Genomic DNA, 22,165 nt, shown 5'->3' on the forward strand with positions numbered 1-22,165 from the left:
CCTTTAGGATTGCACCATTTTCTCGGACTCCGGCTTGATTAAACGCCAGACAATGATAATGTTGCGCTGCGGTAGCGGATATTTCCGATAATGCAATATAGTGACGCACTGCGTCAGCGTTCCTCTTCACTTCAAGGTACACACAGAATGGGCAGAATCGCATTATTGTTTGCGATGATTCTTATGCCGCTCCTGAGCTGGGCAATGACGCCTGAGCCAATGCAGCCGCTGGCTCCGGTGAGCAAAGAGTTAAAGAAACAATTACTGGGTACACCAGTATTTATTCAGATCTTCAAGGAAGAGCGTACGCTGGAACTGTACGGCAAAATCGGTAATGAATATCGTCTGCTGGACAGCTATCGCATCTGTAACTTCTCCGGCGGCCTCGGGCCGAAACGTCGTCAGGGCGATTTTAAAAGTCCGGAAGGCTTTTATAACGTGAAGATGAATCAGCTCAAGCCGGACAGCCGTTTTTATCGCGCCATCAATACCGGATTCCCGAATCAGTACGATCGCGCCAAAGGCTATAACGGTAACTACCTGATGATTCACGGCGATTGCGTGTCCGTGGGCTGCTATGCCATGACCAACGCATCGATGGATGAGATCTTCACTTACGTGAACGCCGCGCTGCGTAACGGTCAGCAGGATGTGCAGGTCAACATCTTCCCGTTCCGCATGACCGACAGCAACATGCAGCGTCATCGTTACTCGACTTACATCAGCTTCTGGCGTGAACTGCAGCCGGGCTATGCTTACTTCGCCAAATACCACGTGCCGCCAACGGTCAACGTGACGGCAACCGGTCAGTATGCGGTGAACAACACGCCGGTCATGACCACGCCGGAAGCGGCGTCGAAATCATTCCTGGCGCTCACCCAGGTAAAATAATGCCCACTCACCTGGCACGATGCGGTGCCAGGTTTCATTACCGGTCAGCGGCTGCGTCGCAATCACCGTCACCACGTCTTTCGGCGTGGTCTGCTGCAGAAAGTCAATCTCCACATCCTGATCGAGCAGCTTCGCTTTGCCAAACGGCGCGCGGCGCGTAATCCAGTACAGATTGGTTGAGCAGAAGGCCATCAGATAGCGTCCGTCAGACAGCAGCATATTGAACACGCCCTTCTGGCGCAGCTCCGTCGCCAGTTCCGCCACATAGCGAAACACCGCCGGCCAGTTGCCCGGCGTGCGCGGATAGCGCTCAGCCAGCTTATGCAGAATCCAGCAAAACGCCTTTTCGCTGTCGGTTTCGCCTACCGGACGGAAATGCCCGGTCTCCAGCTGGCGATAGCCCTTTAGCTGGCCGTTATGCGCGTAAGTCCAGTTGCGCCCCCACAGTTCGCGGGTAAACGGATGGGTATTTTCCAGTGACACCTGGCCGCGATTGGCCTGACGAATATGCGCCACCACCGAGTGCGACTTGATCGGATACTCCTGCACCAGGCGGGCAATCGGCGAGTTGTAGCTCGGCAGCGGATCTTTAAACGTGCGGCAGCCTTTATCTTCGTAAAAGGTGATGCCCCAGCCATCTTTGTGCGGCCCGGTTGCACCGCCACGCTGCACCAGACCGGTAAAACTGAAACAGATATCCGTGGGGACATTGGCGCTCATCCCGAGCAATTCGCACATAGCAACCGCCTTATCAGAACCTCCCGCGGGCGCGGGAGGAGCACGTCATCACTTAACCATCTCTTTTTCGACTAACAGCATCAGGATGTGGATCACTTTGATGTGAATCTCCTGAATGCGATCGGCATATCCGAAGTGCGGCACGCGAATTTCGATATCGGCCGTACCGGCCATTTTGCCACCGTCTTTGCCGGTCAGGGTAATCACTTTCATGCCTTTGGCGCGCGCGGCTTCTACGGCTTTGATGATGTTGGCCGAGTTACCCGAAGTAGACAGCCCCAGCAGCACATCGCCCTCGCGCCCGACCGCCTCAATGTAGCGGGAGAACACATAGTCGTAGCCAAAATCGTTGCTGACGCAGGAGAGATGGCTGACATCCGAAATGGCGATGGCCGGATAGCCAGGACGATTTTCGCGGTAGCGCCCGGTCAGCTCCTCAGCGAAGTGCATGGCATCGCAGTGCGAGCCGCCGTTGCCGCAGGAGAGCACTTTGCCACCGGCTTTGAAGCTGTCGGCCAGCAGCACGGCTGCGCGCTGAATGGCGTGAATGTTGGCTTCATCACTCAGGAACTTATTGAGCGTATCGGCGGCTTCATTGAGTTCTGAGCGAATAATGTCCTGATACATAGGGATGTCCTTTAGAGGAAAATTGACCCAGCAAGTTTAACGGAATGGGCCAGAGCCGCAAAGCGCCCGCAGCAGGGAAAAGCGCGACGCCGCGCTGGCGTCCAATTGCCGGCGCGATTTTGTGAGTTCGGTTGTAATTGCGATGTAAACAGATTGATAAATTTCGTGCGCTGCTCTAAACCTTATCACTAACAGGTCAGACCTCTTACAACTTACGGAGCGGTTCATTATGTTGCTTGCCTCGATCATCGCGACGCTGGTGTTAATTAGCGCCCTCTTCTACCATCAGGTTTCACTGCGGCTCAGCAGTGCGATTGTGCTGCTGTGGACCGCGGCACTGGCCGCCACCGGCCTGTGGACGCCGTGGCTGCTGCTGCCGCTGGCCATTATTCTGCTGCCTTTCAACCTGCCGGCGATGCGCCGCAGCATGTTCTCTAAGCCGGCTCTGCACAGCTTCCAGAAGGTGATGCCGCCGATGTCGCGCACCGAAAAAGAGGCGATCGACGCCGGTACCACCTGGTGGGAAGGCGATCTGTTTCGCGGCAAACCGGACTGGCAGAAACTGCACAACTACCCGCAGCCGCGCCTGACCGAAGAGGAACAGGCGTTTCTGGATGGCCCGGTAGAAGAAGCCTGCCGCATGGCTAACGACTTCGAAATCACCCATGAAATGGCCGATCTGCCGCCGGAGCTGTGGGCTTACCTCAAGCAGCACCGCTTCTTTGCCATGATCATCAAAAAAGAGTACGGCGGTCTGGAGTTTTCCGCTTACGCGCAGGCGCGTGTGCTGCAAAAACTGGCAGGCGTGTCCGGGATCCTGGCGATCACCGTCGGCGTGCCGAACTCGCTGGGTCCGGGTGAACTGCTGCAGCATTACGGTACCGATGAGCAGAAAGATCACTACCTGCCACGCCTCGCGCGCGGCGATGAAATCCCCTGCTTTGCGCTGACCAGCCCGGAAGCGGGCTCCGACGCCGGCGCCATTCCGGATACCGGCGTGGTGTGCATGGGCGACTGGCAGGGCCAGCAGGTGCTGGGCATGCGCCTGACCTGGAACAAGCGCTACATTACCCTGGCGCCGATTGCCACCGTGCTCGGCCTCGCCTTTAAGCTCTCCGACCCCGATCATCTGCTGGGCGAAACCGAAGAGCTGGGTATTACCTGTGCGCTGATCCCGACCCATACGCCAGGCGTTGAGATTGGCAGACGTCACTTCCCGCTGAACGTGCCGTTCCAGAACGGGCCGACGCGCGGCAAAGATATCTTTGTGCCGATCGATTACATCATCGGCGGTCCGGCGATGGCCGGTCAGGGCTGGCGCATGCTGGTTGAGTGCCTGTCGGTAGGACGCGGCATTACTCTGCCGTCTAACGCTACCGGCAGCCTGAAAAGCCTGGCGCTGGCGACCGGTGCCTACGCGCACATTCGCCGCCAGTTCAAAGTCTCTATCGGTAAAATGGAAGGGATTGAGGAGCCGCTGGCGCGCATCGCCGGTAACGCTTACGTGATGGACGCGGCGGCGACGCTGATCACCAGCGGCATTATGCTGGGCGAAAAACCGGCGGTGCTGTCAGCGATTGTCAAATACCACTGCACCCATCGCGGCCAGCGCGCCATCATTGATGCAATGGATATCGCCGGCGGTAAAGGCATCATGCTTGGCGAGAACAACTTCCTGGCGCGTGCCTATCAGGGCGCCCCGATCGCCATCACCGTTGAGGGCGCGAACATCCTGACGCGCAGCATGATTATCTTTGGCCAGGGCGCAATCCGCTGCCACCCGTGGGTGCTGGAAGAGATGAACGCCGCCGCGAAGAACGATCTCGTCGCCTTTGACCGCGCGCTGTTCAGCCATATCGGCCACGTCGGCAGCAATAAAGTGCGCAGCCTGTGGCTTGGCCTGACCGGCGGCCGCACCAGCGCTACGCCAACCCGTGACGCGACCCGCCGCTACTATCAGCAGCTGAATCGCCTGAGCGCCAACCTTGCGCTGCTGTCGGATGTGTCGATGGCGGTGCTGGGCGGCAGCCTGAAACGTCGCGAACGTATTTCGGCACGCCTCGGCGATGTGCTGAGTCAGATGTATCTGGCATCCGCCACGCTGAAACGCTATGACGATGAAGGCCGCAACGAGGTGGATCTGCCGCTGGTGCACTGGGGCGTGCAGGATGCGCTGCATCAGGCGGAAGTGGCGATGGACGATCTGCTGCGCAACTTCCCGAATCGCCTGGTTGCGGGCGCGCTGCGGCTGGTGATTTTCGCCGGCGGCAAACACTGCCCGGCACCGTCCGATAAGCTGGATCATAAGCTGGCCAAAATGCTGCAGCTGCCGTCCGCAACCCGCACCCGTCTGGGCCGCGGCCAGTATCTGACGCCGAGTGAGCACAACCCGGCCGGTCAGCTGGAGCAGGCGCTGCAGGATGTGATGGCGGCGGAAGTGATTCACGATCGTCTGTGTCAGCAGCAGAAAAAACACTTCTCCTTCACCCGGCTGGATGCGCTGGCCCAGCGCGCGCTGAAAGAAGGCTGGATTGACGAGAGTGAAGCGAAGGTGCTGACGCGGGCCGAAGCCAGCCGGCTGAAGGCCATTAACGTGGATGATTTTGCGCCCGAGGCGCTGGCGGTGGCCAAACCGGACAGCAAACCCAAACCGAGCGCCCGCCCCAGCGAAGCGGCGTAATCGTAAAAAGCCTCCAGCCGGAGGCTTTTTTTATGGCCTGCGGCAGCGGATAAGCGCACTCAGCGTCTGTGCCAGCCACGTTTAGACGTCTAAGCGTCTCGATTGCCAAGTGTTAACATCCTGTTTATAGTGGCTGCAGCACAAGGTTACTCCGCAACGACATTCGCGCTTAAGGCACCCGATGATGACGCAGCCCAACCTGATCCCCGAGAGCAAACTACCGGCGCTCGGCACCACCATTTTTACCCAAATGAGCGCCCTCGCCGCCCAGCACAACGCCATCAATCTGTCACAGGGCTTTCCCGATTTTGACGGCCCGCGCTATTTGCAGCAGCGGCTGGCACATCACGTCAGCGAAGGCGCCAACCAGTACGCGCCGATGATTGGCACCCTGCCGCTGCGCGAGGCGATCGCCGATAAAACCGCAGACATGTACGGTCATCGGCCGGATATCAACAGCGACATCACCGTGACGGCGGGCGCGACCGAAGCGCTGTATGCTGCGATCACCGCGCTGGTGCGGCCGGGCGACGAGGTGATCTGCTTCGATCCCAGTTACGACAGCTATGCGCCGGCGGTTCAGCTGGCTGGCGGCGTGCTGAAACGCATCGCGCTGCAGCCGCCCGCTTTTCAGGTCGACTGGCAGGCCTTCAGCAGCCTGCTCGGCGCGCGCACCCGGCTGGTGATCGTCAACACGCCGCATAATCCGTCCGCCACCGTGTGGCACGCCAGCGACTACGCCGCGCTGTGGCAGGCGATCGCCGGTCAGGAAATTTATGTGCTCAGCGATGAAGTCTATGAGCACATCTGTTTTGATGAGCAGGGCCATGCCAGCGTGCTGGCACATGCCGACCTGCGTCAGCGCGCCATCGCAGTCTCATCCTTCGGCAAAACCTTTCATATGACCGGCTGGAAAGTGGGTTACTGCATCGCTCCGGCGGCGATCAGCGCCGAAATTCGCAAAGTGCATCAGTATCTCACCTTTTCAGTGAATACCCCGGCGCAGCTGGCGATTGCCGATATGCTGCGCCAGCAGCCGGACCATATTGATGCGCTGCCGGCATTCTATCGCGCCCGGCGTGACCGTCTGACGCAGGCGCTGGCCGCCAGCCGGTTTAAGGTGCTGCCCTGTGCCGGCACCTATTTCCTGCTGGTGGATTACAGCGCCATTTCCGATTTGGATGATGTCAGTTTCTGCCAGTGGTTAACCCGCGAAGTGGGCGTGGCGGCGATACCGCTGTCGGTGTTCTGCGCGGACCCTTTCCCGCACAAGCTCATTCGCCTGTGCTTTGCTAAACAGGAAGCGACGCTCGACGCCGCTGCGGAGCGTTTATGTCAGCTTTAAAACTTACCGTATTGCAGGAAACCCTGAGCTGGATGGATGGCGCAGCCAACCTGCGTCATTTCGATGAGGTGCTGCAGGGCTTGACGGGCCGCGATGTCATCCTGCTGCCGGAGATGTTTACCACCGGCTTCGCCATGGAGGCGGCGGCCAGTTCGCTGCCGCAGGATCAGGTGGTAGCGTGGCTGCACGGTCATGCCAAAGCCCTGAATGCCCTGGTCGGCGGCAGCGCGGCGATTCAGAGCGACCAGGGCGCGGTAAACCGTTTCCTGCTGGTGGAGCCCGACGGCACGCTGCACCAGTACGACAAACGCCACCTGTTCCGCATGGCCAGTGAGCACCAGCACTATGTACCCGGTGAAACGCGCGAGGTGTTCCACTGGCGCGGCTGGCGTATTCTGCCGCAGATTTGCTACGACCTGCGCTTCCCGGTGTTTTCGCGCAACCAGAATGATTACGATCTGGCGCTGTACGTTGCCAACTGGCCGGCACCGCGCGCGCTGCACTGGCAGGCGCTGCTGCTGGCGCGCGCCATTGAGAATCAGGCCTATGTAGCCGGGTGTAACCGCGTCGGCAGTGACGGCAATCAGCATCAATACAGCGGCGACAGCCGGATTATCTCGCCGCAGGGTGAGATCCTCGCGGCCGCTGAACCCTTCGCCCGCGCGCGCCTCGACGCCGAGTTATCACTGGAGGCGCTGCAGGACTATCGCGAGCGCTTCCCGGCCTGGCGCGACGCGGATGAATATACGCTGAAGTAATCTTTTAGCCGCATCCCTGCGATGCGGCTTCCACATATCCTCCTGCCCTGTTGTTTCCCGTGTGGAAACATTCTATGTTGTGCGTTACAATGTTTCCACCCTGGAACAGTTCGAGGGAATGATGCACATTATCTCAGGGAAAGTGTTTAACGAAGCGATTCAGGCCTCCAACAATCTGATTAAAGCCGTGCCGCTGCTGGGCGGAAGTCAGTCCAGAGCCGATTATGAACAGGCGCTTGAACTGGTGGAATACCTGGTTGAGCATCAGCCGGGGCATCCGCTGATCGAGATGCTGGCCGTTAAAGTCGCGAAGTATGAAGAAACCGCAGCGGAATTTGCCGCGTTTAATGCACGCACTCAGGCGCTGCCGGGTGGCGTGGCGCTGCTGCGGGTGCTGATGGACCAGCACGGTCTGAATCAATCCTCTTTCGTGGCAGAAATCGGTCAGCGTTCGTATGTGAATCGCATTCTGAAAGGCGAGCGCAGATTAACGGATAAGCATAAGGCGGCGCTGGCGCGACGCTTTAATCTGCCGTTTGAGGCATTTCGTGAGGCATAAGCAGGAATAAGCCGCAGCGCATGACGCTGCGGCTCAGGGGATTACAGATCGAACCGGTCGAGGTTCATCACTTTGGTCCAGGCGGCCACGAAGTCGTTAACGAACTTCTGCTTCGCATCGCTGCTGGCGTAAACTTCCGCCAGCGCGCGCAGGATGGCGTTAGAACCAAACACCAGATCGGCGCGGGTGGCGCTGTACTTCACTTCTCCGCTCTGACGATCGCGGCCTTCGAACAGCTCAGCGCTCTCATCGGTGGCGCGCCATGCGGTGCGCATATCCAGCAGATTGATGAAGAAGTCGTTGCTCAGCACGCCCACGCGATCGGTAAACACGCCGTGCGCGCTGCCGTCGAAGTTGGTGCCCAGCACGCGCAGACCACCCAGCAGTACCGTCAGCTCTGGCGCGCTCAGCGTCAGCTGTTGCGCTTTGTCCAGCAGCAGGGTTTCGGTGGAAGAACCGCCCTGCACGCGGCGATAGTTGCGGAAACCATCGGCCAGCGGCTGCAATACGTTGAATGACTCGACATCCGTCTGGTCCTGACGCGCATCCACGCGGCCCGGCGTGAACGGCACCTGCACCGCGACGCCTGCCGCTGCTGCCGCCTGCTCAATCCCGACGCTGCCCGCCAGCACAATCACATCCGCCAGCGACGCTTTACCTGACTCCTGCTGAATCTTTTGCAGCACCGGCAGCACATCACGGGTGACGCTGGCGTTGACCGCCCAGCCGTTCTGTGGCGCCAGCGCCAGACGGGCCCCGTTCGCGCCGCCGCGCTTGTCGCCGCCACGGAAGGTGGAAGCTGACGCCCAGGCCGCAGAGACCAGCTGGCTGACGCTCAGACCCGAAGCGGCAATTTTTGCTTTCAGATCGGTGATGTCATCCGGCGTCGGCTGATGCGTGGCCTGCGGTAACGGATCCTGCCACAGCAGATCTTCCTTCGGCACTTCCGGACCGAGGTAGCGCGCTTTTGGTCCCATATCGCGGTGCGTCAGTTTAAACCAGGCACGGGCGAAGGCTTCGTTGAACGCCTGCGGATCGTTGAGGAAACGACGCGAAATCTTCCCGAACTCCGGATCGAAACGCAGCGTCAGGTCGGTGACCAGCATGGTCGGCTTGCGTTTTTTCTCTGGATCGAACGGATCCGGGATAATCGCTTCGGCATCAACCGCTTCGAACTGAATCGCGCCCGCCGGGCTGTGCGTTTGTACCCACTCATATTTGAACAGGTTCTCGAAGAAGTAGTTGCTCCACTGCGTTGGGGTTTGCGTCCATACCACTTCCAGACCGGAAGTAATGGCATCTGCACCGGCACCGCTGCCGTAGCTGCTGTGCCAGCCCAGACCCTGCGCTTCCAGCGGCGAGGCTTCCGGATCGACGCCCACGTGGCTGGCCGCAGCGGCACCATGCGTTTTACCCAGCGTGTGACCGCCGGCAATCAGCGCGACGATCTCTTCATCGTTCATGCCCATGTTGCCAAAGGTAGCGCGAATCGCCGGGGCCGCCGAGCGCGGATCGCCGCTGGCTTCCGGACCTTCCGGGTTCACGTAGATCAGGCCCATTTCCGTCGCACCCAGCGGCGCGTTTGCCAGGCTTTCCGGATGGCGGTGTGCCAGCCATTCGGTCTCATGTCCCCAGTCCACGTCCATGTCCGGTTCCCAGACATCTTCACGACCGGCACCAAAGCCAAAGGTGCGGAAGCCGGCGTTTTCCAGCGACACGTTACCGGCAAGAATGTAGAGATCGGCCCAGGAGATTTTCTGGCCATACTTCTGTTTCACCGGCCACAGCAGACGACGCGCTTTGTCGAGGCTGACGTTATCCGGCCAGGAGTTGAGCGGCGCAAAGCGCTGCTGGCCACGTCCGGAGCCGCCGCGACCGTCGATGGTGCGGTAGGTGCCGGCGCTGTGCCATGCCATACGGATAAACAAGCCGATGTAGCTGCCCCAGTCGGCTGGCCACCAGGATTGCGAATCGGTCAGCAGCGCACGAATGTCGGCTTTCAGCGCGGCGTAATCCAGCTTGCTGAACTCTTCACGGTAGTTGAAATTGTCACTGAGGGGGTTAGAACGGCTGGAATGCTGGTTTAACAGATCGACGCGCAGCATGTTTGGCCACCAGTCGCGGTTGGTGGTCCCGCTTCCGGCGCCACGCGCTAAAACGCTTTTCTCTTCCGATGCTCCATGATGAAAGGGGCATTTTCCTGAGGCGGCTGCATTATCATTATTTTCGGGCGTGCTCATTTCTCGGCTCCATTGGCTTCACGTTGTCCGGTTAAGATAACCGCACCGTGTTGCAGAATATATTTGGATGGACCGAAGGTTTTGATAGTTACTGGCTTTCAAGCGCGAGGTTTGTGATAGAGAGCACGAATTTCAGCGGGCCTGAGAAGGTATGAAGCCGGTACTGCAAGTCGCACAAGATTCGTAGCGGCGCGATTCATCGCGCAATAAATTGCGCCGCTACCAAAACGCAACCGTTGTTAAGCGAATTTACAATTTAACAGACAAGCATTGCGCCATTTATGGCAACCAGGATCAACTCCCGCGGTAGGTCGACCACGACCACGGGGAAATGAGGAACGGCAGGTGATAATGGCTGCCGGCGGAGCCAATCACAAAATCAATCTGCGCGCTGACGTACAGCGCATCACGCCCGTCGGCGGCGAAATAGTCACCGATCTCCGCGGTTAAGCGATAGTGGCCCGGCGCCAGCGGTTCAGGCGTGAGATCTTTGATGCGCCCGTCGCTGTCGGTTTCGCCCTCGGCCACTGGCAGCCATCCCTCAGGGCTGTTCTGCTCCAGCGACATCGCGACGCCAATCGCCGGTTTGCCCAGCGCGGTGTCGAGAATATGGGTGGTGATGGTGCTCATGTAATGCTCTCCTTAAGCCGTAACAGGGTAATTTCCCGCAGCTGCGCCAGCGCTTCCTGCTGCTCAGTCTCTTCATCATTGTTGAGCCTGCGCTGCAATTCCGCCAGCATCTGTTCACCGCTGCGCCCTTTGGCGCGAATCAGAAACACCCAGCCGAAGCGCTGCTCATAGCGCTCATTACCGGCCAGCATCGCCAGCTGCAGCGCGCCGTTAGCCTGCTGCATCGCCGCCTGTTCCTGCTGCGACAGCGCGGCCTCTTTACCCGCGCCTTGCGCTTTTTCGCCGATGCGTGGATGGGCGCTCAGCGCCTGCTGCAAGGCGTCGCCCTGCCACGCCTGCGCCAGCTGTTGCGCCGTGGTGTACAGCGCCGTCAGGCTGGCGAACGGCCGTGCCGCCACCAGCGCCTGCTGCCAGGCGGGAATCGCTACGCAGTGGGCAATCGCCGCCTGCGCCTGCGCGGTGCTTGCCTGATTAAAATCGTTCAGATCCATTTCGCGGCTCCTTTAGCTGCGCGCCAGATCGCACACCGCCTGCAGATAGGCCTGCACGCCGAGCGCCACATCGGCCACCTGCACCGATTCCGCCGGATGATGGCTGATACCGCGATGGTTGCGCACAAACAGCATGCCCACCGGCCAGCGCTCAGCCATCGCGATCGCGTCGTGACCGGCTCCGCTCGGCAGCGCCAGACTGCGCCCCTGTACGGTTTCTACCGCATGGCTTAGCGCCTGCTGCAGCCGCGTATCACAGGCGGTGGCCGCGATGCGATAGTACTCGTTAGCGCTGAAGCTGAGCCCGCGCCGCAGCGCGATGGCTTCCGCCTGGGTCAGCAGGCTGGAGAGCAGACGCTCCAGCGGTTCATCCTGCGGTCCGCGCACGTCGAGCGACAGTTGCACTTCGCCGGGGATAACGTTAACGGCGCCCGGCAGACAGCTCAGCGTGCCCACTGTAGCCACCAGCTGCGCATCCTGATCCTGCGTGGCCTGTTCCACAAACACCATCCACTCTGCCGCTGCTGCCAGCGCGTCTTTGCGGTGCGTCATCGGCACCGTGCCGGCATGACCGGCCTCCCCGACAAAGCGGCAGTTAAGACGGCGCGCGCCGTTAATCGCCGTCACCACACCAAGCGCCAGATCGTCCTGTTCCAGGCACGGTCCCTGCTCAATGTGCAGTTCGAGATAAGCCACAATGTCGCTCACCTCACGTGCCGCCTGCGGGATCAGCGCCGCGTCCAGGCCGAGGTCCTGCATCGCCTGCGCCACCGTAATACCGTTACCGTCCGGATGTGACACCCAGCTCTCCGGCCAGCTGCCGGTGAGGCCGCGGCTGCCAAGCAGCGTGATGCCAAAGCGCGTGCCCTCTTCATCGCCGAAGCCGACAATTTCAATCGCCAGCGGCAGGCGCTGCTGATGGTCGTGCAGCCACTGCACGGTTTCGATGGCGCTGAGCACGCCCAGCATACCGTCGTAGCGTCCGGCGTTGCGCACGGTATCAAGGTGCGAGCCGAGCAGCAGCGCCGGTGCGCCCGGCTCCGCCGCTTCATAGCGACCGCAGATATTGCCGACCGCATCCTGCCAGGTGTGCATACCTGCCGCCTGCATCCACTCAGCAACGCGCGCGTTGGCGCGCACCTGCTCCGGCGACAGATAGACACGGGTCAGTCCCTCTTCGCTTTCACTGATTGCTGCCAGCGCGTCACAGCGCGCCATCACCCGCGCCGCCGCTGACTGCGCCTCACTGGCGCTCATCAGGCTATGACTCATGCGTGGCTCCCGTAGTGGTCCCAGGCAGCCTGCAGCGCCGCACCCTGAGTGGTGCGGAAACCGACGTGATTCAGCACGGACTCCAGCGCGCTCAGCGTTAGCATCACGCAATCTTTGCGCGCGTTGTAGCCCATGGTGCCGATGCGCCACACTTTGCCGTGCAGCGGACCGAACGAGGTGCCAATCTCAATGCCGAAATCGTCCAGCATCAATTTGCGTACCTGGTCGCCGTTGATGCCCTGCGGGATCACCACGCCAAGCACGTTATTCATCTTGTGTCTGAGATCGCCAAAGGTTTCCAGCCCCATGCCCTGAATGCCTTTCAGCAGCGCATCACCGTGCAGCTTGTGACGCGCGATGCCGTTATCCAGCCCTTCCTGCAGGATCAGACGGGCACATTCGCGTGCGCCAAACAGCGCCGAGGTGGCTTCGGTATGATGGTTGAGCCGCTCCGGTCCCCAGTAATCCATGATCATGCCGAGATCGAAGTAGTTGGAGTAAATCATCTCGTCGACGCCATCCTGATGTGCGTCGGTACGGATGCCCTGCTCAACGCACTTACGCTGGCGGATCACCGCTTCCATTTGCGGGCTGAGGGTGATCGGCGAGGTACCGGACGGACCGCCGAGGCACTTTTGCATGCCGGCAGAGACCGCATCCAGCCCCCAGGCATCGGTTTCCAGCGGGTTGCCGCCCAGCGATGCGGTGGCATCGGTGTACAACAGCACGCCGTACTGGCGACAAATCGCACCGAGCTGCTCCAGCGGTTGCAGCATAGTAGTCGAGGTATCGCCCTGCACCGTCAGCAGCAGGCGCGGTTTGACTTTTTTGATCGCATCTTCGATCTGATCCGGGGTAAATACCTCGCCCCACGGCACCTCGATGGTATGGACTTCCGCGCGGCAGCGACGGGCGATTTCGCACAGCAGATGGCCGAAGCGGCCGAACACCGGCACCAGCACTTTATCGCCCGGACGAATCGCCGACAGCAGGATGGCTTCGATACCGGCGCGTGAGGTGCCATCAATCAGCAGGGTCCAGCGGTTTTCAGTGCGGAATACGCCACGATACAGCGCCATCACCTCGTTCATATAGTGCGTCATCGCCGGATCGTACTGCCCAAGCAGCTGGCTCGACATGGCGCGCAGCACGCGCGGGTCGGCGTTGATCGGGCCCGGTCCCATCAGCAGACGCTGTGGCGGATTGATTTGCGAGAACTGGCTGATATCCATGAGGGGTTCCTTATTGTTCGGTTACAGACGCACGGTGGAAATAAACTGCTTCAGCTCGGCGGTTTGTGGATTTGCAAACAGCGTTTTGCTGTCGCCCTGCTCCCACACGCGTCCCTGATGCATAAACACCACGCGGTCGCCCACGTCGCGGGCGAAGTTCATTTCATGGGTGACGAGAATCAGCGTCATGCCTTCGGCGGCCAGCTGCTCCAGCACTTTCAGTACTTCACCCACCAGCTCCGGATCGAGCGCCGAGGTGATTTCGTCACAGAGTAAAACTTTTGGCTGCATCGCCAGCGCGCGGGCAATCGCCACGCGCTGCTGCTGACCGCCCGACAGGTTGGCCGGGTAGTAATGGAGGCGTTCGCCGAGCCCGACTTTTTCCAGCATCTGCGTAGCCAGCATGCGGCACTCCGCCTCGCTCTTTTTCAGCACGCGGCGCGGTGCCAGCATCACGTTTTCCAGCGCGGTCATGTGCGGAAACAGGTTAAAGTTCTGAAACACCATGCCTACCGAGCGGCTGATTTCACGCGCCTGCGATTCACGATCGGTAATCGTCATGCCGCCCAGTTTAATGCTGCCTTCCTGATAACCTTCCAGCCCGTTCATGCAGCGCAGCAGGGTACTTTTGCCAGATCCGCTGCGGCCAATGATGGAGATCACTTCGCCGTTGTCGATATCCAGATCGACCCCTTTCAGTACGTGGTTATCACCGTAGTACTTCTGGACCTGATTAATGGTTATGAGCGGCATTGAATTTTTTCTCCAGGTACTGGCTGTAACGCGACAGCGGATAACACATCAGGAAGTAACCGAGCGCCACCAGGCCAAACACCTTGAAGGGCTGATACGTCACATTGTTGAGAATGGTGCCGGCTTTGGTCAGCTCGACAAAGCCGATAATCGACGCCAGCGCGGTGCCCTTGATCACCTGCACGGCAAAGCCAACGGTCGGCGCGATGGCGATGCGGATCGCCTGCGGTGCCACCACGCGATACAGCGTCTGGCCAAAGTTCAGGCCGAGGCAGCGCGACGCTTCCCACTGCCCTTTTGGCAGCGCGCGAATGCTGCCGTACCAGATATCCAGTAAAAACGCGCTGGTATACAGCGTCAGTGCCAGCGACGCCGCGGTCCAGGGCGCGACGTCGATGCCGAACAGGCCGACGCCGAAGAAGGCGAGAAACAGCTGCATCAGCAGTGGCGTGCCCTGAAACAGCTCGGTATAACAGCGAATCAGGCGGGTGAGCCAGCGCCGCTGCAGCAGACGCAGAAACAGCAGCGGCAGTGTTACCAGCGTGCCGCCGAAAAAGGCCACCAGCGACAGCAAAATCGTCCAGCGCGCCGCCAGCAGCAGGTTGCGCAGGATGTCCCAGTCAGTAAACATCGTCATGCCGGCTGCGCTCCAAACCATTTGCGACCCAGCGCCAGCAGCAGCTGACGCATGGCAATCGACAACGCCAGATAGATCAGCGTGGTCACCAGATAAACTTCAAAACTCAAAAAGGTGCGCGACTGGATCAGGTTGGCGGCAAACGTCAGCTCTTCGTACGAGACCTGCGACACCACCGACGAGCCGAGCATCACAATGATGCACTGGCTGACCAGCGCCGGATAAATGCGCTGCAGCGAGGGCGGCAGCACCACGCGGATGAAGGTTTGCGTGCGGCTCAACCCGAGCACGCGCCCCGCTTCCCACTGCCCGCGCGGCGTGACCTGGATACCGGCACGGATGATTTCAGTGCTATAGGCGCCAAGGTTAATCAGCATCGCCAGCAGCGCCGCTTCACCGGCCGTCAGTTTCAGCCCGAGATTAGGCAGACCAAACACGATAAAAAACAGCTGTACCACAAACGGCGTGTTGCGAATCAACTCGACGTAGATGCCCCACAGGCGGCTGGCCCAGCCCAGTTTGCCGCTGCGCAGCGCCGCGCCGAGAATACCCAGTCCGACACCGCCCACCGTCGCCAGCACCGTAAGCTGCACCGTGACCCACAGTCCGGCCAGCAGCTCTGGCCAGTGCGGCCAGAGATCTGCAAAGTTAAGTTGCCCAATCATTGGCCGTTCCTGTTATGCGCCGAGGTTGGCAGGCAGCGGCGCTTTCAGCCACTCTTCCGACAGCTTGTTCAGCGTGCCGTCTTTAATACCCTGCTCAATCAGTGCGTTCACTTTCTCTTTCAGCGCTGGCTCATTCTTTTTCAGGCCGATAAAGCACGGTGAATCTTTCAGCATAAACTGCGGCACCGGGGCTTTTTCCGCGTTCTGCCGCGCAATCGCCGCGACCACCAGGTTTCCGGTGGCGACATACTGCACCTGACCGGAGAGATAGGCGGACAGCGTAGTGTTGTTATCTTCGTAGCGCTTCACCTGAGCATCTTTCGGGGCGACATCGCTCAGCACCATGTCCTCTACCGCACCGCGCGTCACGCCAATCGATTTACCGCTCAGCGCCGCCGCATCTTTCAGCGTCTCGCCTTTCGGGCCGAACACGCCGAGGAAGAACGGTGCGTAGGCGCGGCTGAAGTCGATCACTTTTTCGCGCTCGGCGTTTTTGCCCATGCTGGAGATCACCAGGTCGACCTTGTCGGTCTGCAGATACGGTACGCGGTTGGCGCTGGTCACCGGCACCAGCTGCAACTTCAGTTTCATCTGCTTCGCGAGGTATTTCGCCATGTCGATGTCATAGCCCTGCGGCTGCAGATCGGTACCGACCGAGCCAAACGGCGGGAAGTCCTGCGGCACCGCCACGCGAATCACGCCACGCTTTTGGATATCCTGCAGCTGATCGGCCATGGCGCTGCCTGCCTGCGCCAGCAGCAATGCTGCCCCTGCTACTGCCAGTAATACTTTGTTCATTATGCACCCCGGTGAGTTAATGGTGAAACAAAAGATTCTTGATAAATTGATTTGCAACTAATGTGCCAACCACAACGGGCAGCAAACGCAGCGGCTAAGCGGAGGATTTAAGGCGGTTAAGGGCGCATCATAACGGGGATCACCCCGTTAGCATACGCGATCAAAAAAGGTGCAAAGCACCAAAACGGTGCCCTTTAGCGGTGTTCCAGCTCGTCAAGCTGCTGGTAAAGATCGGCAATCTGATGAATGCGCTGACGCCCTTGCGACAGCATTTCGTGGAGTAGCGCGTTGGCCAGCAGGTTGATCAGGCTCATTGCCGAGGCGTAGCTGTCAAAGGCGGAAACGCTGTCGAGCGGTGCGCACAGCTGCCAGCGCGCCAGGGTGAGAATACCCTGCGCCTGCGGTTCGCACAGCACCAGCACCGGGATGCCGCTCTGCTGCAGCTGCTGCATCAGTGGACGGATGATGCGTGGCCGGCGGCGAAACGCCATCACCACCACCACATCTTCTGGCGTCATGTCCACCAGCTCTTCGCCCAGCGTCTGGCCTGGCTGCGGCAACACCTGCACCTGGGCTCGCGCCTGCAACAGCTGCTGACGCAGGTGCAGCGCCACCGGATAAGCGTTGCGCATCCCAATGATGAACACCCGCCGTGCAGCGCCCAGCGCAGCAATCACCTCGCTAAACTGCCGGGCGTCAATGCTGTTGACCCACTGCGTCAGGTTCGCCATCTCCTGCTTGTAATGGCGCGACAGCAGCGTGTTGCCCTGCACCGCGTCGCGGTTATCGGTCAGCGGCATTCCGCTCTGGCGCAGGGTGCGCAGCTCATCACGCATGTCTTTGTATTTTTCATAGCCGAGGCGTTTGAACAGCCGACTCACCGTGGCCTTTGATACGCCGCTGAGCCGCGCCAGCTCAGCGCTGTTATAGCTAATCAGATCATCAAAATGGTCAAACACAAAGTCAGCAATGCGCTGCTCCTGCGGCGACAGTTGCGGATAGTGACTGCGAAGGCGTTCATCGAGCTGTTTCATCATCGGTCCTGTAACTTTCGTTTCATCACAAGCTAGCATAAATCGATCCAGGCTGGCGTAACACCAAAACTGGAACGGCTCTTGCTTTACCATTGCTACAGACTGGTAGCGGCGCAATTTGTTGCGCTTGTTTTCCCTATCCAGCGCGCCAAATCGCGCCGCTACAAAAGAATAATCCGGGAACAGTTCACTATGATTCAAAGCAATATGGCCCCGATGGGCATGGCGGTGACGCCACATCACCTTGCCAGCGAAAGCGCACTGGCGGTTCTGCGTGAAGGCGGCAACGCGCTGGAAGCCATGGTGGCCGCCGCGGCGACCATTGCGGTGGTTTACCCACACATGAATGGCCTCGGCGGCGACGGCTTCTGGCTGGTGGTGCCGCCCGGCGGCGATCCGATTGCCATCGATGCCAGCGGCGCCGCCGGCTCGCTGGCGCACCCCGACTTCTATCACGGTGAGAGCCATATTCCGCATCGCGGCCCTAAAGCGGCACTGACGGTTGCCGGCACCGTCAGTGGCTGGCAGGAAGCGCTGACGCTGGCGCACGAACTGGGCGCGACGCCGCTGCCGCTGAGCCGTTTGCTGCGCGATGCGATTCGCTATGCGGCCGATGGCATTCCGGTCACCGCCTCGCAGGCGGCAGCGACGGCGGCAAAACAGCATGAGCTGCAACATCAGCCCGGTTTTGCTGCCACCTTTCTGCCTGATGGCGCACCGCCCGCCGCCGGCAGTCGTTTTACCCAGCCGGCACTGGCACAGACGCTGAGCGTGCTGAGCGAGCAAGGGCTGGAGAGCTTTTATCGCGGTGAGCTGGCGCACCATCTGGCGCGCGAAATGGGCGCGCTCGGCATGCCGATTACGCTGGACGATTTACACCGGCAGCGCGCCCGGCGCTGCACGCCGCTGCACCTCGCGCACAGCGAAGGCGATATCTGGAACATGACGCCGCCGACGCAGGGGCTGGTATCGCTGGCGATCCTCGGGATCACCGATCGTCTGGCGATGGCCGACGCCAGTGAAGCGCAGACGGTGCACCGCATCGTTGAAGCCACCAAACAGGCCTTTGCCCTGCGCGATCAACACATCACCGATCCGCGTCACATGGCGATTGATGTGCAGTCGCTGCTGAATGCCGATCATCTCGGCACGCTGGCCGCGCAGGTGCAGGACGATCGCGCCGCGCCCTGGGGCACCGGACGCGGACCGGGCGATACCGTGTGGATGGGAGTGATGGACAGCAGCGGCCTGGCGGTCTCCTTTATCCAGAGCATTTACCACGAATTTGGCAGCGGCGTCGTGCTGCCCGGCACCGGTATTACCTGGCAAAACCGTGGCGCGGCGTTCAGCCTGCAGCCGGATCACCTGCTGACGCTGGCACCGGGCAAACAGCCGTTCCATACGCTCAATCCAGCGGCTGCACGCCTGAAAGATGGCCGCACGCTGGTGTACGGCTCGATGGGGGGTGATGGCCAGCCGCAAACCCAGGCGGCGATCTTTACCCGCTATGTCATTCAGGGCCAGCCGCTGCAGCAGGCGGTCAGCGCACCGCGCTGGCTGCTTGGCCGCACCTGGGGCCAATCCTCAGACTCCCTCAAGCTGGAGGCGCGCATCGCGCCTGAAACCGTGCAGCAACTGCGCGCGCTCGGTCATGAGGTCGAACTGCTGGCTGAATACAGTGAAGTGGTGGGCCACGCCGGCGCCATCGTCAGACACAACAATGGCATGCTGGAAGGCGCGTTTGATCCGCGCAGCAACGGCAGCGCTGCCGGTTTTTAACGGAGATAATCATGAGTGCACAACCGGACTGGGCAACCTATATCGTCCAAATGGAACAGATTCTGGCGCTGGAGCTGGACGACACGCGCCGCGCCGAACTGCTGACGCAGTTTAACCGTATCGCCGCAATGGCGCAGCCGCTGATGGCGCTGCCGCTGGACGATCGCCTGGAAGTGGCGGGAGTGTTTCATCCATGACGCTGGCAGCCTTATCGATTAGCCAGCTGCAGCAGGCACTGGCGCAGGGCGATCTCAGCGCGCACGACATCGCACAGCAGACGCTGGCCGCCATTGAACAGCATAACCCGGCCATCAACGCCTGGACCGCCGTCACCGCGCAGCGCATGCTGCGGGAAGCCGATCGGCTGGATCAGCAGCGTCAGCGCGGTGAGCCGCTGCCGGCGCTGGCTGGCATTCCCTATGCGGTAAAAAACCTGTTTGACGTCGCCGGTCACAGCACGCTTGCCGGTGCCAGCCTGTTCAGCGAGCGGCCGGTGGCACAGCAGGATGCGTGGGCGGTCTCTAAGCTGCAGCAGAGCGGCGCACTGCTCTCCGGCATGCTGAATATGGATGCCTACGCTTACGGCTTTACCACCGAGAACACCCATTATGGTGCCACCCGCAACCCGCGCGATCTGTCACGCGTGGCCGGCGGCTCGTCCGGCGGTTCCGCAGCGGCCGTCGCCGCCGGGCTGGTGCATTTTTCACTCGGCACCGACACCAACGGCTCGATTCGCGTGCCTGCTTCGCTGTGCGGCATTTTCGGCCTGAAACCCACCTTTGGTCGTCTGTCGCGCAGCGGCAGCCATCCGTTTGTCGCCAGCCTCGACCACATCGGTCCGTTTGCCCGCTCGGTGGAAGATTTGAGTCTGGTCTACGATGCGCTGCAGGGCGGCGACGCCAGCGATGCGTTTCAGGCGGCGCGCCCTGCGGAATCGGTCAGTGACAGGCTCTCTGCTGGCAGCGAAAAGCTGCGCAGCGCGGTGCTGGGCGGCTTTTTTGCTGACTGGTGCAGCGATGAGGCGCGCGCGGCGGTGGCGGTAGCGGCCCGCGCGCTCGGCGCGACAGAAGAAGTGACGCTGCCCCAGGCCGAACTGGCGCGCTCGGCCGCGTTTATCATGACCGCCGCGGAAGGCGGCAATCACTATCTGCCGGCGCTGCGCACCCAGCCAGAACGCTTTGAGCCGAATTCACGTGAACGCCTGCTGGCTGGCGCGATGCTGCCCGCCGCGTGGTATGTGCAGGCCCAGCGTTTCCGCCGTCACTTCCAGCAGCAGGTGCTGCCGCTGTTCGACCATTACGACGTGCTGATCGCCCCGGCCACGCCCTGTACCGCCACCACCATCGGCCAGGAAACCATTCACATCAACGGTCAGGATTTGCCGACACGCGCCAGCATGGGCATGCTCACGCAGCCGATTTCGTTCCTCGGCCTGCCGGTGTGTAGCGTACCGCTGCTCACCGCCAGCGGCTTACCGATTGGCCTGCAACTGATTGCTGCGCCGTTTAACGAACAGCTGGCGCTGCGCGCCGCCTGGGCACTGCAGCAGCAGGGTGTGACGCTGCCACAAACCTCTTTTATGGATGCCTGAAGATGACACCTGAACATATCGATCGTCCGGCGATACTGGCTGAAGTCACCGCCGCGTTTTACCGCTACGAGCAGGCGCTGGTGAGCAATGATGTCGCCGTGCTGGACGAGTTGTTCTGGCACGATGCGCGTACGGTGCGACTCGGTGCGGGAGAGAATCTGTACGGGATTGACGAGATTCGCGCCTTTCGCGCGGCGCGTCCGTCAAAGGGGCTCGATCGCACCCTGCGCAATACGGTCATCACCACTTTTGGCGATGACTATGCAGTGTGCAGCACCGAGTTCACCCGCGAGGGCGTAGAGAAGATCGGCCGTCAGCAGCAGACCTGGGTACGGCTGCCGTGCGGCTGGCGCATCGTGGCAGCGCAGGTGAGTTTGATGAGCTGACGCAGGCGCGAGTGTTGCCCTCTCCTGGCAAGAGAGGGCAAAAACGACCTGATATCCGTGAAAGGTAAGGCCGCTTACGCAGCCGGATGCGTCTTCATCCAGTGATCGGCAATCTGCTGACGCGTGCACACCCACACCTTGTCGTGCTGCTGAATATGGTCGAGGAAACGCTGCAGCGCGCGGAATTTCCCCGGACGCCCCAGCAGACGGCAGTGCATGCCAATCGACATCATCTTCGGCGCCGTCGCGCCCTCTTCATACAGTACATCAAAGGTATCGCGCAGATAGGTATAGAACTGCTCGGCGGTGTTGAATCCCTGCGGCGTGGCGAAGCGCATGTCGTTGCACTCCAGCGTATAGGGAATGATCAGATGCGGCTTCACCGTGCCGTCCTGACAGGTGACCTGCGTCCAGAACGGCAGATCGTCACCGTAGTAATCGCTGTCGTAGCTGAAGCCGCCCTGCTCGACCACCAGCCGCCGCGTATTGGGGCTGTCGCGCCCGGTATACCAGCCGGTGGGCGCTTTACCGAATAACTCGGTGAGCACGTCCACTGCCTGCTGCATGTGCTGACGCTCGGTTTTGGCATCCATCCCCTGATAGTGAATCCAGCGCCAGCCGTGGCTGACCACATCGTAATCGGCGGCTTTGATGGCCTCGACAATCTGCGGATGCCGCGCCAGCGCCATCGCGACGCCAAAGATGGTCAGCGGCAGGCCGCGCTGCTGAAACTCCTGATGGATGCGCCAGAAACCGGCACGCGAACCGTACTCATACAGGGAATCCATCGACATGTGGCGATCGGCATAGCTGGCGGCTCCGATGATGTCGGAGAGAAACTGCTCAGAGCCCGCGTCACCGTGCAGCACATTGTTTTCAGCTCCCTCTTCATAATTGAGCACGAACTGCACCGCCACCCGCGCCTCACCCGGCCACTGCGCGTGCGGCGGCTGGCCCGCATAGCCAATCAGATCGCGCGGATAGTTTTTGTTGAAGCTGTACTCTTTCTTTTCAGATACATCACTCATTCTGCAAGTTCCTGTCATCAGTCCTCAACCA

The 22,165-nt window shown here is 60.6% G+C and carries 22 protein-coding genes; 9 read left to right on the forward strand and 13 right to left on the reverse strand.

Annotation, left to right across the window (positions count from 1 at the left end):
- Positions 1-147 precede the first annotated feature (147 nt).
- Positions 148-891 (forward strand): peptidoglycan meso-diaminopimelic acid protein amidase, encoded by a 744-nt coding sequence (gene dpaA / locus AC6I79_RS14985; RefSeq protein ID WP_021507282.1) that lies wholly within the window; start codon positions 148-150, stop codon positions 889-891.
- Here dpaA and AC6I79_RS14990 read toward each other — a convergent pair.
- Together AC6I79_RS14990 and lpcA are read right to left on the reverse strand one after the other, a co-directional pair.
- Complete coding sequence (locus tag AC6I79_RS14990) at positions 862-1,629, reverse strand: class II glutamine amidotransferase (RefSeq protein WP_021507283.1); 768 nt, start codon at positions 1,627-1,629, stop codon at positions 862-864. The two genes, dpaA and AC6I79_RS14990, sit on opposite strands and share 30 nt — an antisense overlap.
- A 48-nt stretch (positions 1,630-1,677) precedes the next feature.
- Positions 1,678-2,256 (reverse strand): D-sedoheptulose 7-phosphate isomerase, encoded by a 579-nt coding sequence (lpcA, locus tag AC6I79_RS14995; RefSeq protein ID WP_039333170.1) that lies wholly within the window; start codon positions 2,254-2,256, stop codon positions 1,678-1,680.
- Between the two features lie 229 nt (positions 2,257-2,485).
- Here lpcA and fadE point away from each other — a divergent pair, with 229 nt between their 5' ends.
- The 4 genes from fadE to AC6I79_RS15015 all read left to right on the forward strand — a co-directional run bounded on the left by fadE (position 2,486) and on the right by AC6I79_RS15015 (position 7,598).
- Positions 2,486-4,936, forward strand: a complete 2,451-nt coding sequence (gene fadE / locus AC6I79_RS15000) for an acyl-CoA dehydrogenase FadE (protein WP_159377485.1) — start codon at positions 2,486-2,488, stop codon at positions 4,934-4,936.
- A gap of 184 nt (positions 4,937-5,120) precedes the next feature.
- A complete protein-coding gene (locus AC6I79_RS15005) occupies positions 5,121-6,281 on the forward strand; it encodes a pyridoxal phosphate-dependent aminotransferase (protein WP_031279670.1) in 1,161 nt (386 codons plus the stop codon).
- Positions 6,269-7,039 carry an amidohydrolase gene (locus tag AC6I79_RS15010; protein ID WP_059010998.1) on the forward strand — a complete coding sequence of 257 codons (771 nt, stop codon included), beginning with the start codon at positions 6,269-6,271 and terminating at the stop codon, positions 7,037-7,039. The genes AC6I79_RS15005 and AC6I79_RS15010 overlap by 13 nt, the downstream gene beginning before the upstream one ends.
- Before the next feature lie 118 nt (positions 7,040-7,157).
- Positions 7,158-7,598 carry a helix-turn-helix domain-containing protein gene (locus AC6I79_RS15015; RefSeq protein ID WP_236569448.1) on the forward strand — a complete coding sequence of 147 codons (441 nt, stop codon included), beginning with the start codon at positions 7,158-7,160 and terminating at the stop codon, positions 7,596-7,598.
- A 41-nt stretch (positions 7,599-7,639) separates the two neighbouring features.
- Here the strand turns inward: AC6I79_RS15015 and katG are convergent, their stop codons facing one another.
- The 10 genes from katG to hpxU form a co-directional block, all read right to left on the reverse strand.
- The gene (gene katG / locus AC6I79_RS15020; protein ID WP_058776020.1) at positions 7,640-9,838 is read right to left on the reverse strand and encodes a catalase/peroxidase HPI; all 2,199 of its coding nucleotides are present in this window, start codon (positions 9,836-9,838) and stop codon (positions 7,640-7,642) included.
- Positions 9,839-10,132: 294 nt separating this feature from the next.
- The gene (gene uraH, locus AC6I79_RS15025) at positions 10,133-10,468 is read right to left on the reverse strand and encodes a hydroxyisourate hydrolase (RefSeq protein WP_021507290.1); all 336 of its coding nucleotides are present in this window, start codon (positions 10,466-10,468) and stop codon (positions 10,133-10,135) included.
- Entirely contained in the window at positions 10,465-10,959 is a 495-nt protein-coding gene (gene uraD, locus AC6I79_RS15030; RefSeq protein ID WP_159377487.1) for a 2-oxo-4-hydroxy-4-carboxy-5-ureidoimidazoline decarboxylase, read from the reverse strand. Before uraD ends, uraH begins: the two co-directional genes overlap by 4 nt.
- Before the next feature lie 12 nt (positions 10,960-10,971).
- Entirely contained in the window at positions 10,972-12,231 is a 1,260-nt protein-coding gene (hpxK, locus tag AC6I79_RS15035; RefSeq protein WP_058781167.1) for an allantoate amidohydrolase, read from the reverse strand.
- A complete protein-coding gene (locus AC6I79_RS15040) occupies positions 12,228-13,463 on the reverse strand; it encodes a pyridoxal-phosphate-dependent aminotransferase family protein (RefSeq protein ID WP_058781166.1) in 1,236 nt (411 codons plus the stop codon). Before AC6I79_RS15040 ends, hpxK begins: the two co-directional genes overlap by 4 nt.
- Positions 13,464-13,484: 21 nt before the next feature.
- Positions 13,485-14,216, reverse strand: coding sequence for an amino acid ABC transporter ATP-binding protein (locus tag AC6I79_RS15045; RefSeq protein ID WP_159377489.1), 732 nt, complete (start codon positions 14,214-14,216; stop codon positions 13,485-13,487).
- Positions 14,197-14,853, reverse strand: coding sequence for an amino acid ABC transporter permease (locus AC6I79_RS15050; protein WP_159377490.1), 657 nt, complete (start codon positions 14,851-14,853; stop codon positions 14,197-14,199). Before AC6I79_RS15050 ends, AC6I79_RS15045 begins: the two co-directional genes overlap by 20 nt.
- Positions 14,850-15,518 (reverse strand): amino acid ABC transporter permease, encoded by a 669-nt coding sequence (locus AC6I79_RS15055; RefSeq protein WP_498027360.1) that lies wholly within the window; start codon positions 15,516-15,518, stop codon positions 14,850-14,852. The genes AC6I79_RS15050 and AC6I79_RS15055 overlap by 4 nt, the downstream gene beginning before the upstream one ends.
- 12 nt (positions 15,519-15,530) lie before the next feature.
- Positions 15,531-16,316 (reverse strand): transporter substrate-binding domain-containing protein, encoded by a 786-nt coding sequence (locus tag AC6I79_RS15060; RefSeq protein WP_031279673.1) that lies wholly within the window; start codon positions 16,314-16,316, stop codon positions 15,531-15,533.
- Positions 16,317-16,510: 194 nt separating this feature from the next.
- Complete coding sequence (gene hpxU / locus AC6I79_RS15065) at positions 16,511-17,350, reverse strand: MurR/RpiR family transcriptional regulator HpxU (protein WP_021507298.1); 840 nt, start codon at positions 17,348-17,350, stop codon at positions 16,511-16,513.
- 192 nt (positions 17,351-17,542) lie between these two features.
- On the opposite strand from hpxU, the gene AC6I79_RS15070 reads away from it, so the two are divergent.
- The 4 genes from AC6I79_RS15070 to hpxZ are packed head-to-tail and all read left to right on the forward strand — an operon-like array spanning position 17,543 to position 21,106.
- On the forward strand, positions 17,543-19,129 hold the full coding sequence (locus AC6I79_RS15070) for a gamma-glutamyltransferase family protein (RefSeq protein WP_159377491.1): 1,587 nt from the start codon (positions 17,543-17,545) through the stop codon (positions 19,127-19,129).
- Between the two features lie 11 nt (positions 19,130-19,140).
- On the forward strand, positions 19,141-19,326 hold the full coding sequence (gene hpxX / locus AC6I79_RS15075; protein ID WP_159377492.1) for an oxalurate catabolism protein HpxX: 186 nt from the start codon (positions 19,141-19,143) through the stop codon (positions 19,324-19,326).
- Positions 19,323-20,720: an AtzE family amidohydrolase gene (locus AC6I79_RS15080; RefSeq protein ID WP_159377493.1), complete on the forward strand. Its 1,398-nt coding sequence runs from the start codon at positions 19,323-19,325 to the stop codon at positions 20,718-20,720. The genes hpxX and AC6I79_RS15080 overlap by 4 nt, the downstream gene beginning before the upstream one ends.
- 2 nt (positions 20,721-20,722) lie before the next feature.
- Positions 20,723-21,106, forward strand: coding sequence for an oxalurate catabolism protein HpxZ (gene hpxZ, locus AC6I79_RS15085; protein ID WP_058769325.1), 384 nt, complete (start codon positions 20,723-20,725; stop codon positions 21,104-21,106).
- A 74-nt stretch (positions 21,107-21,180) separates the two neighbouring features.
- Here hpxZ and puuE read toward each other — a convergent pair whose 3' ends face one another.
- Positions 21,181-22,134, reverse strand: coding sequence for an allantoinase PuuE (gene puuE, locus AC6I79_RS15090; RefSeq protein ID WP_021507302.1), 954 nt, complete (start codon positions 22,132-22,134; stop codon positions 21,181-21,183).
- Between the last annotated feature and the right edge of the window lie 31 nt (positions 22,135-22,165).

The organism is gamma proteobacterium symbiont of Scutellera amethystina (assembly GCF_059730845.1).

Excerpts from the sequence above, each read along its gene's own strand:
- dpaA (WP_021507282.1), top strand. The coding sequence starts at position 148 with ATGGGCAGAATCGCATTATTGTTTGCGATGATTCTTATGCCGCTCCTG.
- AC6I79_RS14990 (WP_021507283.1), bottom strand. The coding sequence starts at position 1,629 with ATGTGCGAATTGCTCGGGATGAGCGCCAATGTCCCCACGGATATCTGT.
- lpcA (WP_039333170.1), bottom strand. The coding sequence starts at position 2,256 with ATGTATCAGGACATTATTCGCTCAGAACTCAATGAAGCCGCCGATACG.
- fadE (WP_159377485.1), top strand. The coding sequence starts at position 2,486 with ATGTTGCTTGCCTCGATCATCGCGACGCTGGTGTTAATTAGCGCCCTC.
- AC6I79_RS15005 (WP_031279670.1), top strand. The coding sequence starts at position 5,121 with ATGACGCAGCCCAACCTGATCCCCGAGAGCAAACTACCGGCGCTCGGC.
- AC6I79_RS15010 (WP_059010998.1), top strand. The coding sequence starts at position 6,269 with ATGTCAGCTTTAAAACTTACCGTATTGCAGGAAACCCTGAGCTGGATG.
- AC6I79_RS15015 (WP_236569448.1), top strand. The coding sequence starts at position 7,158 with ATGATGCACATTATCTCAGGGAAAGTGTTTAACGAAGCGATTCAGGCC.
- katG (WP_058776020.1), bottom strand. The coding sequence starts at position 9,838 with ATGAGCACGCCCGAAAATAATGATAATGCAGCCGCCTCAGGAAAATGC.
- uraH (WP_021507290.1), bottom strand. The coding sequence starts at position 10,468 with ATGAGCACCATCACCACCCATATTCTCGACACCGCGCTGGGCAAACCG.
- uraD (WP_159377487.1), bottom strand. The coding sequence starts at position 10,959 with ATGGATCTGAACGATTTTAATCAGGCAAGCACCGCGCAGGCGCAGGCG.
- hpxK (WP_058781167.1), bottom strand. The coding sequence starts at position 12,231 with ATGAGTCATAGCCTGATGAGCGCCAGTGAGGCGCAGTCAGCGGCGGCG.
- AC6I79_RS15040 (WP_058781166.1), bottom strand. The coding sequence starts at position 13,463 with ATGGATATCAGCCAGTTCTCGCAAATCAATCCGCCACAGCGTCTGCTG.
- AC6I79_RS15045 (WP_159377489.1), bottom strand. The coding sequence starts at position 14,216 with ATGCCGCTCATAACCATTAATCAGGTCCAGAAGTACTACGGTGATAAC.
- AC6I79_RS15050 (WP_159377490.1), bottom strand. The coding sequence starts at position 14,853 with ATGACGATGTTTACTGACTGGGACATCCTGCGCAACCTGCTGCTGGCG.
- AC6I79_RS15055 (WP_498027360.1), bottom strand. The coding sequence starts at position 15,518 with ATGATTGGGCAACTTAACTTTGCAGATCTCTGGCCGCACTGGCCAGAG.
- AC6I79_RS15060 (WP_031279673.1), bottom strand. The coding sequence starts at position 16,316 with ATGAACAAAGTATTACTGGCAGTAGCAGGGGCAGCATTGCTGCTGGCG.
- hpxU (WP_021507298.1), bottom strand. The coding sequence starts at position 17,350 with ATGAAACAGCTCGATGAACGCCTTCGCAGTCACTATCCGCAACTGTCG.
- AC6I79_RS15070 (WP_159377491.1), top strand. The coding sequence starts at position 17,543 with ATGATTCAAAGCAATATGGCCCCGATGGGCATGGCGGTGACGCCACAT.
- hpxX (WP_159377492.1), top strand. The coding sequence starts at position 19,141 with ATGAGTGCACAACCGGACTGGGCAACCTATATCGTCCAAATGGAACAG.
- AC6I79_RS15080 (WP_159377493.1), top strand. The coding sequence starts at position 19,323 with ATGACGCTGGCAGCCTTATCGATTAGCCAGCTGCAGCAGGCACTGGCG.
- hpxZ (WP_058769325.1), top strand. The coding sequence starts at position 20,723 with ATGACACCTGAACATATCGATCGTCCGGCGATACTGGCTGAAGTCACC.
- puuE (WP_021507302.1), bottom strand. The coding sequence starts at position 22,134 with ATGAGTGATGTATCTGAAAAGAAAGAGTACAGCTTCAACAAAAACTAT.